The sequence below is a fragment of the Curvibacter cyanobacteriorum genome (genome assembly GCF_028649475.1).
Lineage (GTDB): Bacteria > Pseudomonadota > Gammaproteobacteria > Burkholderiales > Burkholderiaceae_C > Curvibacter > Curvibacter cyanobacteriorum.
The window spans coordinates 654434-667770 of sequence record NZ_JAQSIP010000003.1 but is presented as its reverse complement, the minus strand read 5'-3'; the positions used below and the strand labels follow the sequence as shown (position 1 = coordinate 667770).

General features: G+C 65.2%; 12 protein-coding genes. 3 read left to right on the top strand and 9 right to left on the bottom strand.

The genetic code is table 11. The features are described from left to right. Positions 1-15: 15 nt before the first annotated feature. From ccoP to PSQ40_RS09455, 6 genes are all read right to left on the bottom strand, one after another. Positions 16-939 carry a cytochrome-c oxidase, cbb3-type subunit III gene (ccoP, locus tag PSQ40_RS09480; RefSeq protein WP_273951114.1) on the bottom strand — a complete coding sequence of 308 codons (924 nt, stop codon included), beginning with the start codon at positions 937-939 and terminating at the stop codon, positions 16-18. A gap of 20 nt (positions 940-959) precedes the next feature. Further along, a complete protein-coding gene (locus PSQ40_RS09475; RefSeq protein WP_273951113.1) occupies positions 960-1097 on the bottom strand; it encodes a cbb3-type cytochrome oxidase subunit 3 in 138 nt (45 codons plus the stop codon). A 9-nt stretch (positions 1098-1106) separates the two neighbouring features. Beyond that, positions 1107-1736 carry a cytochrome-c oxidase, cbb3-type subunit II gene (ccoO, locus tag PSQ40_RS09470; RefSeq protein ID WP_273951112.1) on the bottom strand — a complete coding sequence of 210 codons (630 nt, stop codon included), beginning with the start codon at positions 1734-1736 and terminating at the stop codon, positions 1107-1109. A gap of 11 nt (positions 1737-1747) precedes the next feature. Then, positions 1748-3184: a cytochrome-c oxidase, cbb3-type subunit I gene (ccoN, locus tag PSQ40_RS09465; RefSeq protein WP_273951111.1), complete on the bottom strand. Its 1437-nt coding sequence runs from the start codon at positions 3182-3184 to the stop codon at positions 1748-1750. A 62-nt stretch (positions 3185-3246) separates the two neighbouring features. Further along, positions 3247-3384, bottom strand: a complete 138-nt coding sequence (gene ccoS / locus PSQ40_RS09460) for a cbb3-type cytochrome oxidase assembly protein CcoS (protein WP_273951110.1) — start codon at positions 3382-3384, stop codon at positions 3247-3249. Beyond that, a complete protein-coding gene (locus PSQ40_RS09455) occupies positions 3384-5747 on the bottom strand; it encodes a heavy metal translocating P-type ATPase (RefSeq protein ID WP_409338568.1) in 2364 nt (787 codons plus the stop codon). Before PSQ40_RS09455 ends, ccoS begins: the two co-directional genes overlap by 1 nt. Before the next feature lie 103 nt (positions 5748-5850). Here PSQ40_RS09455 and PSQ40_RS09450 point away from each other — a divergent pair, with 103 nt between their 5' ends. After that, positions 5851-6294: a universal stress protein gene (locus PSQ40_RS09450; RefSeq protein WP_273951109.1), complete on the top strand. Its 444-nt coding sequence runs from the start codon at positions 5851-5853 to the stop codon at positions 6292-6294. A 28-nt stretch (positions 6295-6322) separates the two neighbouring features. Here PSQ40_RS09450 and PSQ40_RS09445 read toward each other — a convergent pair whose 3' ends face one another. Beyond that, positions 6323-6850 (bottom strand): pilin, encoded by a 528-nt coding sequence (locus PSQ40_RS09445; protein ID WP_273951108.1) that lies wholly within the window; start codon positions 6848-6850, stop codon positions 6323-6325. A 459-nt stretch (positions 6851-7309) separates the two neighbouring features. Further along, positions 7310-9292, bottom strand: coding sequence for an acetate--CoA ligase (acs, locus tag PSQ40_RS09440; protein ID WP_273951107.1), 1983 nt, complete (start codon positions 9290-9292; stop codon positions 7310-7312). 184 nt (positions 9293-9476) lie between these two features. Here acs and PSQ40_RS09435 point away from each other — a divergent pair, with 184 nt between their 5' ends. Continuing rightward, positions 9477-10076, top strand: coding sequence for a YqhA family protein (locus tag PSQ40_RS09435; protein WP_273951106.1), 600 nt, complete (start codon positions 9477-9479; stop codon positions 10074-10076). Positions 10077-10124: 48 nt separating this feature from the next. On the opposite strand, the gene fumC is transcribed toward PSQ40_RS09435, so the two are convergent. Further along, positions 10125-11513, bottom strand: coding sequence for a class II fumarate hydratase (gene fumC / locus PSQ40_RS09430; RefSeq protein ID WP_273951105.1), 1389 nt, complete (start codon positions 11511-11513; stop codon positions 10125-10127). A 140-nt stretch (positions 11514-11653) separates the two neighbouring features. On the opposite strand from fumC, the gene PSQ40_RS09425 reads away from it, so the two are divergent. Next, positions 11654-13204, top strand: a complete 1551-nt coding sequence (locus PSQ40_RS09425; protein ID WP_273951104.1) for a fumarate hydratase — start codon at positions 11654-11656, stop codon at positions 13202-13204. The last annotated feature ends 133 nt before the right edge of the window (positions 13205-13337 follow it).

Here is a 13337-nt window from a genome sequence, read left to right as displayed (position 1 = left end):
CGTGCCACTCAGGGCTTACTGGGCAGCCTTGGCAGGCGCCTGGTTGTTCGACAGGCCCCACACATACGATGCCAGCACGTGGATCTGTGCAGCGGTCAGCTTCTCAGCCTGGGCCGGCATCTGGTTGGTCTTGCCATTGTTGATGATGTTGATGATGGCGGCTTCGCCCCAGCCATGCAGCCAGATGTCATCGGTCAGGTTGGCCGAACCGAGGGCCGGGTTGCCCTTGCCATCGGCGCCGTGGCAGGCAGCGCAAGCACCGAACTTGGCCTTGCCCAGCGAAGCACGCAGCGAGTCATGCGGGCTGCCCGACAGGCTCAGCACGTAGTTGGCCACGTTCTTCACGTCGTCCGCCGTGCCCACCGCCGCGGCCATGGGCGGCATGTTGCCCATGCGGCCTGCGGTCAGCGTTTCGGTGATCTTCTCGGGCGTGCCGCCGTGCAGCCAATCCGCGTCGGTCAGGTTCGGGAAACCCTTGCTGCCGCGCGCATCGGAGCCGTGGCACTGAGCGCAGTTGTTCATGAACAGGCGCTCACCGATGGCCGTGGCCTGCGGATCCTTGGCCACCTCTTCCACCTTCATGCTGGTGAAGCGGGCGTAGAGGGGTTCAAGTTCCTTGTTGGCCTTGGCGATTTCCTTGTCGTACTCGCCACTGGTGGACCAACCCAGCTTGCCGGCAAAGTTGCCGAGGCCGGGGTAGAACGCCAGGTAGCAGAGGCCAAAGACCACCGTGATGATGAACAGGCCCACCCACCACAGGGGCAGCGGGTTGTTCATCTCAGTCAGGTCGCCGTCCCAGACGTGACCCGTGGTGTTGTCCGTCGTCGCGACGACCTTCTTGCGGGATGCGATCCACAACAGCAGCAGGCAGGCAATGATGCCTCCCAGCGTGATGGCGGTGACGTATACCGACCAGAAGTTGCTTGTGAAGTCACTCATGGTGCTCTCTCGTTCTGTGTTCAGTCTTGTTCAAAGGGAAGCTGAGCAGCTTCCTGGAAGCCTGCAGCGTTGCGCCGCGAGTAGGCCCAGACCGTGATGCCAATGAAGGTCACAAAGCAGGCCAACGTCGCCACGACGCGGAGGGTGGTGATGTCCATCGCAACTCCTTACTTGAGCGCGCGGCCCAGGGATTGCAGGTAGGCGACCAGGGCGTCTTGCTCGGTCTTGCCCTTGACTTCGTCACCGCCCTGAGCAATTTGCTCGTCGGTGTAAGGCACGCCCACGGTGCGCAGGGCCTTCATGCGGGGGGCCACCACGGTCGGGTCGACCACGGTCTTCTCAAGCCAGGGGTAAGCCGGCATGTTGGACTCAGGCACCACGTCACGCGGATTGTTCAAGTGGATGCGATGCCATTCATCGCTGTACTTGCCGCCCACCCGGTGCAGGTCGGGACCGGTGCGCTTGCTGCCCCACTGGAAGGGGTGGTCATAAACAAACTCACCCGCCACCGAGTAGTGGCCATAACGCAGCGTCTCAGCGCGGAAGGGGCGGATCATCTGCGAGTGGCAGTTGTAGCAACCTTCACGGATGTAGACATCGCGGCCGACCAGTTGCAGAGCGGTGTAGGGCTGCACGCCCTTTACCGCCTCGGTGGTGGACTTCTGGAAGAACAGCGGTACGATTTCGACCATGCCACCCACGGCGATCACCAGCAAGATCAGGACGATCATCAGGAAGTTGCTGGTTTCGATCTTCTCGTGCGAGAAGGTGCTGGGCGTGTTGTTGTGTTGACTCATGGTTTCTCTCCTCAAGCGTGGGCCGTCACAGCGGGCACTGCGGTGTCCACCGAGCGACCCGAGATCGCCGTCATCCAGACGTTCCAGGCCATGACGATCATGCCGCCGAGGTACAGCAAGCCACCCGCCACACGGATCACATAGAACGGGAAGGTCGCCTTCACACTTTCAACAAAGGTGTAGGTCAGGGTGCCGTCGGGGTTGATGGCACGCCACATCAGGCCTTGCATCACACCGGCAATCCACATCGCAGCGATGTACAGCACGATGCCGATGGTGGCGGTCCAGAAGTGGACTTCGATCGCCTTGACCGAGTACATGGCCTTCTTGCCGAACAGACGCGGGATCAGGTAGTAGAGCGAGCCCATCGAGATCAGACCCACCCAGCCCAGGGCGCCCGAGTGCACGTGGCCCACGGTCCAGTCGGTGTAGTGGCTCAGCGCGTTGACGGTCTTGATCGACATCATCGGGCCTTCGAAGGTGCTCATGCCGTAGAACGACAGCGACACAATCAGGAAGCGCAGCACGGGGTCGTCACGCAGCTTGTGCCAGGCGCCCGACAGGGTCATGATGCCGTTGATCATGCCGCCCCAGCTGGGGGCCAACAGGATCAGCGAGAACACCATGCCGACCGACTGGGTCCAGTCCGGCAGTGCGGTGTAGTGCAGGTGGTGAGGACCCGCCCACATGTAGGTGAAGATCAGCGCCCAGAAGTGGACGATGGACAGGCGGTACGAGTAGACCGGACGACCTGCTTGCTTGGGGATGAAGTAGTACATCATGCCCAGGAAGCCTGCGGTCAGGAAGAAGCCCACCGCGTTGTGGCCATACCACCACTGCACCATGGCGTCCTGCACCCCGGCGTAAGCCGAGTAGGACTTCATGATGCCGGCCGGCACTTCAGCACTGTTGACCAGGTGCAGGATGGCGACCGCCAGGATGAAGGCGCCGTAGAACCAGTTGGCCACATAGATGTGCTTGACCTTGCGGGTACCGACGGTGCCGAAGAACACGATGGCGTAGGCGACCCAGACCAGGGTGATCAGGATGTCGATCGGCCATTCGAGTTCGGCGTATTCCTTGCCGGTGGTGTAGCCCAGGGGCAGGCTGATCGCCGCCGCCAGAATCACCAGCTGCCAACCCCAGAAGGTGAAGGCCGCCAGGGGCCCTGCGAACAGCCGGGTCTGGCAGGTCCGCTGCACCACGTAATAGCTGGTCGCGAACAGCGCACAGCCACCGAAGGCAAAGATCACGGCATTTGTGTGCAGCGGACGCAAGCGACCGTAGCTGAGCCATGGAATGCCAAAGTTGAGTTCGGGCCAAGCCAGTTGGGACGCGATGACCACGCCGACCAACATACCGACCACCCCCCACACCACCGCCATGATTGAGAACTGCCTGACGACGGTGTCGTTGTACAGGGCAGCTTGTGTATTGGATGAATTCATCGATTACCTCTAAGTTGCTATCCGAGTGTCAGATTGAAAGCACAGCGACGCATTGACGCACGTCAATCGTTCCTGAGAATGCGCTCCCCCTCCTGCTCGACCCCCTCAAACTGGCCGTGGTAGATGGACCACCACAGCCCCCCCAGGATCAACAGCACGAGCCCGACAGACAAAGGAATCAACAGGAAAAGGACGTCCATCAGAGGCTCCGTGACGAAAAGTGGGTCAACGACAGGCGGGCTGCATTGAGCACCACCAGCAAAGAACTCAGGGCCATGCCCAGGCCCGCCAGCCAGGCGGGCAACCAGCCCACAACCGCCAGCGGGACGCAGACGGCGTTGTAGCCCGCGGCCCAGATCAGGTTTTGGCGCACCACCTTCAGGGTGCGGCGCGCCAGCGCAATCGATTCGGGGATGCGGGCCAGTTGCCCGCCCATCACCACCAGGTCAGAACGCGAGCGCGCCAGCGGCACCGCGTTGCCAAATGCAAACGACACATGGGCCCCGGCAAGCACCGGGCCGTCGTTGAGGCCGTCACCCACCATGGCCACCTGGTGGCCCGCTTGCTGGGCCTCACGCAGGTGCTTGAGCTTGTCGGCCGGGGTGCAGTCGCCCAAGGCTTCGTCAATGCCCAAAGCCGAGGCCACACGCTGGGCCGCGGCCTGGCGATCCCCCGACAACAGGCTCACCTGGAGGCCCAGGCCGTGCAGTTGCTGGATCGCGGCCTGCGCATCGGGCCGCACGTCCTCCTGCAACTCAAAGCTGGCCAGCCAGACGCCGTCCTCCGCCAGGTGAACCTGTGCCGCCGCCTGGGACGAGGCGTCACCCAAGCCACACCAGCGCGCCGACCCCAGGCGCAGGGTGCGGTCGGGTTGACCCGGCACCTGCCAAAGGCCCTCCAAGCCCTGGCCCGGCACCTCGTGCACCGCGGCCAGCACCCGCTCCGGCACCGCCGGTGCCGCCTGCAGCAGCGCGCGCGACACCGGGTGCAATGAATGCGCAGCCAAAGCCCGGGCCGCCGCCCAGACCTCGTCGGCACTCACGCCGTCACGCCGTTGCAGGCCCTGGACGGCCATGCCGTCCCGGGTCAGGGTGCCGGTCTTGTCAAACACCACGCGGTCCACCGCGGCCAAGGCCTCAAGACCCTGCAGATTGCGCACCAGCACGCCCTGACGGGCCAGGGCGCCCGCAGCGGCCAGCATGGCAGCCGGCGTGGCCAGGGAAAGGGCGCAAGGGCAGGTGACGATCAGCACCGCCACCGCCACCATCAAGGCGCGCCCCGGGTCCACCGACCACCAGTAGGCCGCCGACAAGGCCGCGGCCACCAGCACCGACACCAAAAAAGGCCGCGCCCACCGGTCGGCCAGGATGGCCAGACGCGGCTTGTCCAGCGAGGCGCGCTCCATCAACGCGACGATTTCAGCAAAGCGGGTCTCGGCGCCAAGGCGCTGCACCGACATCAGCACCGCGGCCGTCAGGTTGTGGCTGCCGGCCGTGACCTGGCTGCCCACACCGTGCCAGACCGGACTGGACTCCCCAGTGAGCAAGGCCTCGTCGACTTGGGTCTGGCCCTCGATCACCTGGCCGTCGGCCGGAAAGCCCTCACCGGGCAGGACCCGCACCACATCCCCCAGGACCAGTCGGCGCACCGCCACGCGCTCGAAATCGCCACGGGCCGTGCGCCGCTCCACGCTGTCGGGCATGCGGTTCATCAGGGCCTCCAGGGCCCCGGCCGTGCGGTCGCGCAGGCGCAATTCAAACCAGCGCCCGGTCAACAGGAAGAACACGAACATGGTCAGGGAATCAAAGTAGACCTCGTGCCCCAACACGCCCGCAGGGTCAAAGGTGGCGCCCGTGCTCACCACAAAGGTCACGGCCATGCCCAGCGCGACCGGCAGGTCCATGCTGATGCGGCGCTGGCGCACATCGCGCCAGGCACTGGCAAAGAAAGGGCTGCAGGCAAACACCATCACCGGCAGGGTCAGCACCCAGGACGCCCAACGCAGCAACTGCGCCATGTCCTCGCTCAGGTCGCCAGGACCCGACACATAGGCCGGCCACGCGTACATCATGACCTGCATCATGCAAAAGCCCGCCACCCCCATGCGCCACAGGGCGCGCCGCTGCTCACGCTGACGCAGTTCGGCGTTGAAGGCATCGCGCGCGGGCAGCGCATGGTAGCCCGCCGCCTCGACCGCCGAGATCCAGGTGGAGGGGCGCACCAGGCCCGGTTGCCACACCACGCGGGCACGGCGGGTGGCAGCATTGACTTGGGCATCGGACACCCCGGGCACGGAGCGCAGTGCCTGCTCGATCGTCAGCGCGCAGGCCGCGCAGTGCATGCCCTCAAGCACCACCTGCGAGGCCCAGGGGCCCACTTCGTCAGGCGGCGTTGAATCGGTCAGGGCCTGGCCCGAAGCCGGTTGACCAAAGAAAGACCATTCCTGCGGATCGTCCAGCAAAGCCAAACGGGCGGACACCCCAGACAGCGACTCGGGCTCGGGCCCGAGCAGCGGTGCCGACATGTCGACCGAACGGATGGCCAGAGGAGGTGCAGGATTCATGGGAAGAGCCTAACCTTCATTCTGCGCCCGGCTCTTGATGCAGATCAAGGCCCACAACCCCCTGATCGTTAACCTGAAGGCTCACACATTCAAGGAGATCCACATGTACAAGCGCATTCTGGTGGCCACCGATGGCTCCAAGTTGTCCCACAAGGCCGTCGAAACCGGCATCGAGCTCGCCAGCTTGGCTGGGTCTGAACTGGTCGCCGTGAAGGTGGTGCCGCGTTACCCCCAGAGTTACTTTGAAGGCTCTGTGCCGCTGAGCGTCGACGAAGTGGGCCGCATCGAAAGGGAATGGTCTGACCATGGCCAGGCCGTGGTCGACGCGGTCAAGGCCGAGGCCGTGGCCGCTGGCCTCAAGGCCAAGGCCGTGGTGGTGCGCTCCGACCTGATCGCCGAAGCTTTGCTGGCCGCCGCCAAGAAGCACAAGTGTGACCTGATCATCATGGCGTCGCACGGTCGCCGAGGCCTCAAGCGCCTGCTGCTGGGCAGCGAAACCCAGCAGGTGCTGACGCACTCCACCATCCCGGTGCTGGTGCTGCGCTGACGCGCCCCCTGCCCCCCTAGGCCACCCCTCAGGGGTAGAGGCCCTGGCAACTGGCGGGCAGGTATTTTTTGTCGACGGTGGTGCCCCCCGCGATGCGGGACTCGGAGCGACTGCCACAGACCCAGCCATGCAGGGCCTTGCCACCCCCCTGCTCGCCGACAAATGCGGCGTAGGTGGGCGCTGCCGCCTCCCCGCTGCTGACCACCGGGGTGAAGGTCAGCTGGGTGTTGCTGCCCAGGGGCGCCAACGTGGCCTGGTTGGCGGTGACGGTGACGACACCGTTGCCATCCACACTGACCCGGGACACATAGCGGGACAACTGGTCGGTGCATGCCTGCACCAGGGCCTCCGACACATTGGTGCCTGAGGCCGTTTGAATGACCTCGCTGACCGCCGTTCGGCAGGGCGTCGCCGCGAGAATGACCTCGGCCATCTTGGCGCGCACGGTGTAGTCACGGTAAGCCGGCAAGGCGACGGACGCCAGGATGCCGATGATGGCCACCACGATCATCAACTCGATCAAGGTGAAGCCGCGCTGCAAGGGGTTTCTGGGCATGCTGTCCTCCTGAAAACTAGCGAACAGAAAATGAACCTGCCAACGGGCCACCCCGCCCGTGGTCAGCCCAAGTTAGCGAGCCCAAGCGCAATAAACTGGCATCGTTTGTAAGCAGTGCGCAACGCCTTGCAGCGCGCCCTGACCAGGCCGAGCCCCCTCGGCCACGCGCATGGGCGCGCCGCTCCCTCCCCTGTCTCGCCGAGGGCTGACGGTATGGCTGCCCCGGTTCATGCCATGTCCCGGCCTGAAGGAAGCCCTTGCGATGGGTTTCGTCTGCTTGCGCTGCTTACCTGCGCCAACAGCACTGCCGTCCATCGTTTCCCCGGCGCCGGGCCTTCGCAAGGCGAAAAAAAACCTGCCGAAGCAGGTTGGGAAAGGAGGCCGGCGTGCGAGGCCCGCCCCAGGGAGGCGACAGGGCAGACCGCCCCGTCGCACTCGGTCAATGAAGGGGCCGCCGGATCAGTAGGTCTGGTCCAGCTGGGTCAGGATGGCCGGGTTCTCCAGCGTGCTGGTGTCTTGGGTGATGGCCTCTCCCTTGGCCAGGCTGCGCAACAGGCGGCGCATGATTTTGCCCGAACGGGTCTTGGGCAGGTTCTCGCCAAAACGGATGTCCTTGGGCTTGGCGATCGGACCGATCTCCTTGGCCACATGGTCACGCAGCTGCTTGGCGATGGCCTTGGCCTCGTCCCCCTCGGGGCGCGAACGCTTCAGCACGACGAAGGCGCAAATTGCCTCGCCCGTGGTGTCGTCGGGGCGGCCCACCACGGCGGCCTCGGCCACCAGCTCGGTACAGCTGACCAGGGCGGACTCGATCTCCATCGTGCCCATGCGGTGGCCCGACACGTTGAGCACGTCGTCGATGCGGCCGGTGATCGTGAAATAGCCGGTTTTCTCGTCGCGGATCGCGCCGTCGCCCGCCAGGTAGTATTTGCCCTGGAAGTCGGCCGGGTAGTAGCTCTTGACGAAACGGTCCGGGTCGCCCCAGATGGTGCGGATCATCGACGGCCAGGGCTTCTTCACCACCAGGATGCCGCCTTGGCCGTTGGGCACGTCCTTGCCGGTCTCGTCGACGATGGCCGCCTGGATGCCCGGGAAGGGCAGCGTGCACGAGCCCGGCACCATCGGGGTCACGCCCGGCAGCGGGGTGATCATGTGGCCACCGGTTTCGGTCTGCCAGAAGGTGTCGACGATGGGGCAACGGTTGCCGCCCACCTCGCGGTAGTACCACTCCCAGGCCGCGGGGTTGATCGGCTCGCCCACCGAGCCCAGCAGGCGCAGGCTGCTCAAGTCATAGCTCTTGGGGTGCACCGCGGCGTTGGCCTCGGCGGCCTTGATCAGCGAGCGGATGGCGGTCGGCGCGGTGTAGAAGATGCTGACCTTGTGGTCCTGGATCATCTTCCAGAAACGGCCGGCGTCCGGGTAGGTCGGCACGCCTTCGAACACGATCTCGGTGCCGCCCAGCGACAGCGGGCCGTAGGTGATGTAGCTGTGGCCGGTGACCCAGCCGATGTCGGCGGTGCACCAGAACACGTCGTCGGCCTTCAGGTCGAAGGTCCACTTGGTGGTCAGCGCCGCATGCAGCAGGTAGCCGCCCGTGGAGTGCTGGACGCCCTTGGGTTTGCCCGTGGAGCCCGAGGTGTAGAGCAGGAACAACGGGTGTTCCGCTTCGACCCATTCCGGCTCGCAGACCGTGGGCTGGTTCGCAATGACGTCGCTCATCCACAGGTCACGGCCTGCGGTCATGGGCAACTCGGCGCCGGTGCGCTTGACCACCAGCACGTGCTGGACGGATTCGCAGCCGCCCAGCGTCAGGGCCTCGTCCACGATGGCCTTCAGCGGCAGGTGCTTGCCGCCGCGCACCTGCTGGTCGGCCGTGATGATGGCCTTGGCGCCCGTGTCCTGCACGCGGTCGCGCACCGACTGGGCCGAGAAGCCACCGAACACCACCGAGTGGATGGCCCCGATGCGGGCGCAGGCCTGCATGGCGGCCACGCCGTCGATGGACATGGAGATGTAGATGATGACGCGGTCGCCCTTGCCGATGCCAATCGACTTCAGGCCGTTGGCGATCTGGCAGGTCTTGGCCAGCAGGTCACGGTAGCTGGTCTTGGTGACTTCGCCGCCATCGGCTTCAAAAATCAGCGCGGTCTTGTCGCCCAGGCCGCGCTCGATGTTGCGGTCCAGGCAGTTGTAGGAGGCGTTGAGGGTGCCGTCGGCAAACCACTTGAAGAACGGGGCCTGGCTGTCGTCCAGCACCTGGGTGAAGGGCGTCTTCCAGGTGATCAGTTCCTTGGCCAGGCGACCCCAATAGGCTTGGTAGTCGGTCTCGGCTTCTTGGCACAGCGCCTGGTAGGCCGCCATGCCGGACACATGGGCGTTTTTGACGAAGTCCTCGCTGGGCAGGTACACGACAGCGTCGGCAGGGGTCGGGGTGGCACTCATTTTGTCTCCTTTTATCAGGGCGGGTATGTTGCACATAAATGTGGCGTGCCGCCCTTACAGCGCTCTGACTGAAAAGCGGTTGGCCATGGTATCTCCCCTGGGTCAAGGGTCTGTCACAGCGACTGTCACGTCGCTTGCCTAGAATCGACAGTTGATTCACATTTGTTCAACGACCCACTCCTCCATGACCGCCCCCAAGAGCAAGCCCTCCACCCCCCTGCGGCCCTTGCCCGCCCTGATTTTTGCCAGCCGTTGGTTGCAGTTGCCGCTCTACCTGGGCTTGATCGCGGCACAAGCCATTTATGTCTTTCACTTCTGGGTGGAACTGGTGCACCTGGTGGAGGCCGCCTTTGGCAGCAGCAGCGCGCTGGAGGCCCTGATCACCAGCATTGGTTACAAATCGAATGTGGCCATCACCTCGCTGAATGAAACCATCATCATGCTGGTGGTGCTGGCGCTGATCGACGTGGTGATGATCTCCAACCTGTTGATCATGGTGATCGTGGGCGGGTACGAGACCTTTGTCAGCCGCATGAACCTCGAAGGCCACCCCGATCAGCCGGAATGGCTGAGCCACGTGAACGCCTCGGTGCTCAAGGTCAAGCTCAGCACCGCCATCATCGGCATCAGCTCGATCCACCTGCTGAAGACCTTCATCAACGCCGACAACTACGCCGACCGGGTGCTGATCGCGCAAACCGCGATCCACATCACCTTCTTGCTGTCGGCGCTGGCGATTGCGCTGACCGACCGCCTGATGGCGCACAGCGACGACAAGCACTGACGCGGGTCGCGCGCGCCCGGCCGGCCCGGCGCCGGGCTGGGCAGCCCCTCAGCCCCCGTGCGTCATGTCGGCGGGCACCACCCAGGCATCGAACTGCGCGGCAGTGACAAAGCCCAGCGCCAGCGCCGCCTCGCGCAGGCTGCTGCCTTCCTGGTGGGCTTTCTTGGCGATCTGGGCCGATTTGTCGTAGCCAATGTGGGGGTTGAGGGCGGTCACCAGCATCAGGGACCGCTCCAGCAACTCCGCAATCCGCGCCCGGTTGGGCTCGATGCCCTGCACGCAGTGCTGGTGAAAACTCCTCATGCCATCGGCCAGCAGGCGCACGCTTTGCAAGAAGTTGTGCGCCGCCATCGGCCGGAACACATTCAACTCGAAATGGCCACTGGCGCCGCCCACGCTCAGCGCCACGTCGTTGCCCATGACCTGGGCGGCCGCCATGGTCAGGGCCTCGCACTGGGTGGGGTTGACCTTGCCCGGCATGATGGACGAGCCCGGTTCGTTCTCGGGCAGGCTGATTTCGCCTAGGCCGCTGCGCGGGCCGCTGGCCAGCCAGCGCACATCGTTGGCAATTTTCATCAGGCCCACGGCCAGGGTCTTGAGGGCACCATGGGCCTGGACCAGGCCGTCCAGGGTGGCCAGGGCCTCGAATTTGTTGGGCGCCGACACCAGGGGCAAGCCGGTCAGGCCGGCCAGTTCCTCGGCCACCGCCTGCGCATACCCCGCCGGGGCATTCAGGCCGGTGCCCACCGCCGTGCCGCCCAGGGCCAGCTCGCTGAGGTGGGGCAAGGCGGCGCGCAGGTGCCGCTCGGCATGGGCCAGCTGCGCGGCGTAGCCTGAAAACTCCTGCCCCAGGGTCAGCGGCGTGGCATCTTGCAAGTGGGTGCGCCCGATCTTGACGATGTCGGCGAACGCATGGGCCTTGTCGCTGAGCGTGGTCTGCAGCGCCTGCAAGGCGGGCAGCAGGCGGTGGGTGATGGCGTCCAGCGCCGCCACATGCATGGCGCTGGGGTAGACGTCGTTGGACGACTGACTGCGGTTCACGTCGTCGTTGGGGTGCACCAGGCGACCGGGGCCGCGCGGCCCGCCGAGCAGTTCGCTGGCCCGGTTGGCAATCACCTCGTTGACGTTCATGTTGGTCTGGGTGCCCGAGCCGGTCTGCCACACCACCAGCGGGAACTCGGCCTCGTGCCGGCCCTCGATCACTTCGTCGGCCGCCGCGATGATGGCGGTGGCGCGCGCGGCCGGCAGCAGGCCCAGGCGGTGGTTGACGTAGGCACTGGCGCGCTTGATCTGGGCCAAGGCCCGGATGATCTCGCGCGGCTGCCGTTCCCCCGAAATGTCGAAGAACTGCAACGAGCGCTGCGTCTGTGCGCCCCACAGCCGATCGGCGGGGACTTCAATGGGGCCGAAGCTGTCGTGTTCGGTGCGAGTTGACATGGTACGCCCTCAGCTTGTTTCAACCTGTCAAAATAACGGGTGCCCGCGATTCGGGCAAGCCCAGAGGTCTGCCGACGCCGTCGCCAGGCCCGGGCCCCGTGTCCGGATCGAGCATTGTTCCTTCCAGCCCACGAAGCACCATGACCACCATCAAACAAAGCGACCTCATCGATTCCATCGCCGGGGCCCTGCAGTACATCAGCTACTACCACCCCACCGACTACATCGCCCACCTGGCCCGCGCCTACGAGCGTGAGCAAAGCCCGGCGGCCAAGGATGCGATCGCTCAGATCCTGACCAACAGCAAGCTCAGCGCCACGGGCCAACGCCCGATCTGCCAGGACACCGGCATCGTCAACGTGTTCCTGAAGGTGGGCATGGATGTGCGCTGGGAAGGTTTCACCGGCAGCCTCGACGACGCCATCAACGAAGGGGTGCGCCGCGGCTACAACCACCCTGACAACACGCTGCGCGCCTCGGTCGTGGCCGACCCGCAGTTCGCCCGCAAGAACACCAAGGACAACACCCCGGCCGTGATCTTCAGCGAGATCGTGCCCGGCAACACCGTGGAAGTGACCGTGGCCGCCAAGGGCGGCGGCAGCGAAAACAAGAGCAAGATGGTCATGCTGAACCCCGGCGACAGCGTGGTCGACTGGGTGCTCAAGACCGTGCCCACCATGGGGGCTGGCTGGTGCCCGCCAGGCATGCTGGGCATCGGCATCGGCGGCACCGCTGAAAAGGCCGTGCTGATGGCCAAGGAAAGCCTGATGGACGACCTCGACATGTACGAGCTGCAAGCCAAGGCCGCCAAGGGCGACAAGCTGACCCAGACCGAAGAACTGCGCCTCGAGCTGTACGAGAAGGTCAACGCCCTGGGCATCGGCGCCCAAGGCCTGGGTGGCCTGACCACCGTGCTGGACATCAAGATCAAGATGTACCCGACCCACGCGGCCAGCAAGCCCGTGGCCATGATCCCCAACTGCGCCGCCACCCGCCACGCCCACTTCGTGATGGACGGTTCGGGCCCGGTCTACCTGGACCCGCCGAGCCTGGACCTGTGGCCCAACGTCGACTGGACGCCGGACTACAACAAGAGCAAGAAGGTCAACCTCGACAACCTGACCCAAGCCGAAGTGGCCAGCTGGAAGCCAGGCGACACCCTGCTGCTCAACGGCAAGATGCTGACCGGCCGCGATGCCGCTCACAAGCGCATCCAGGACATGCTGGCCAAGGGCGAGAAGCTGCCGGTGGACTTCACCAACCGCGTCATCTACTACGTGGGCCCGGTTGATCCGGTCAAGGACGAGGCCGTGGGCCCGGCTGGCCCGACCACGGCCACCCGCATGGACGGCTTCACCGAAATGATGCTGGCCCAGACCGGCCTGATCGCCATGGTGGGCAAGGCCGAGCGCGGCCCGGTGGCCATCGACGCCATCAAGAAGCACAAGTCGGCCTACCTGATGGCCGTGGGCGGCGCCGCCTACCTGGTCTCCAAGGCCATCAAGGCCGCCAAGGTGGTGGGCTTTGCCGACCTCGGCATGGAAGCCATCTATGAGTTCGACGTGGTCGACATGCCGGTGACCGTGGCCGTGGACGCCGGCGGCACCAGCGCCCACATCACCGGCCCGGCTGAATGGCACAAGCGCATCGCCACCGGCGAGTTCAAGGGCATCGCCGTCGGCGCCGCCTGAGCCTGAGGCCCCAGGGCAGCCCGCGCGGCGCCAGTTCGGCGCCGCACGGGTCCCGCCTCCAAACCGCTGCCATTGGCGTCTCCTGAGCGCCTCCTGAGCGCCCCAGCCAACCCCACAACAAAGCCCCCGCGCA

Bases quoted from the DNA above. Each gene is read 5' to 3' on its own strand.
- ccoP (WP_273951114.1), bottom strand. From the start codon at position 939: ATGAGTGACTTCACAAGCAACTTCTGGTCGGTATACGTCACCGCCATC.
- PSQ40_RS09475 (WP_273951113.1), bottom strand. From the start codon at position 1,097: ATGGACATCACCACCCTCCGCGTCGTGGCGACGTTGGCCTGCTTTGTG.
- ccoO (WP_273951112.1), bottom strand. From the start codon at position 1,736: ATGAGTCAACACAACAACACGCCCAGCACCTTCTCGCACGAGAAGATC.
- ccoN (WP_273951111.1), bottom strand. From the start codon at position 3,184: ATGAATTCATCCAATACACAAGCTGCCCTGTACAACGACACCGTCGTC.
- ccoS (WP_273951110.1), bottom strand. From the start codon at position 3,384: ATGGACGTCCTTTTCCTGTTGATTCCTTTGTCTGTCGGGCTCGTGCTG.
- PSQ40_RS09455 (WP_409338568.1), bottom strand. From the start codon at position 5,747: ATGAATCCTGCACCTCCTCTGGCCATCCGTTCGGTCGACATGTCGGCA.
- PSQ40_RS09450 (WP_273951109.1), top strand. From the start codon at position 5,851: ATGTACAAGCGCATTCTGGTGGCCACCGATGGCTCCAAGTTGTCCCAC.
- PSQ40_RS09445 (WP_273951108.1), bottom strand. From the start codon at position 6,850: ATGCCCAGAAACCCCTTGCAGCGCGGCTTCACCTTGATCGAGTTGATG.
- acs (WP_273951107.1), bottom strand. From the start codon at position 9,292: ATGAGTGCCACCCCGACCCCTGCCGACGCTGTCGTGTACCTGCCCAGC.
- PSQ40_RS09435 (WP_273951106.1), top strand. From the start codon at position 9,477: ATGACCGCCCCCAAGAGCAAGCCCTCCACCCCCCTGCGGCCCTTGCCC.
- fumC (WP_273951105.1), bottom strand. From the start codon at position 11,513: ATGTCAACTCGCACCGAACACGACAGCTTCGGCCCCATTGAAGTCCCC.
- PSQ40_RS09425 (WP_273951104.1), top strand. From the start codon at position 11,654: ATGACCACCATCAAACAAAGCGACCTCATCGATTCCATCGCCGGGGCC.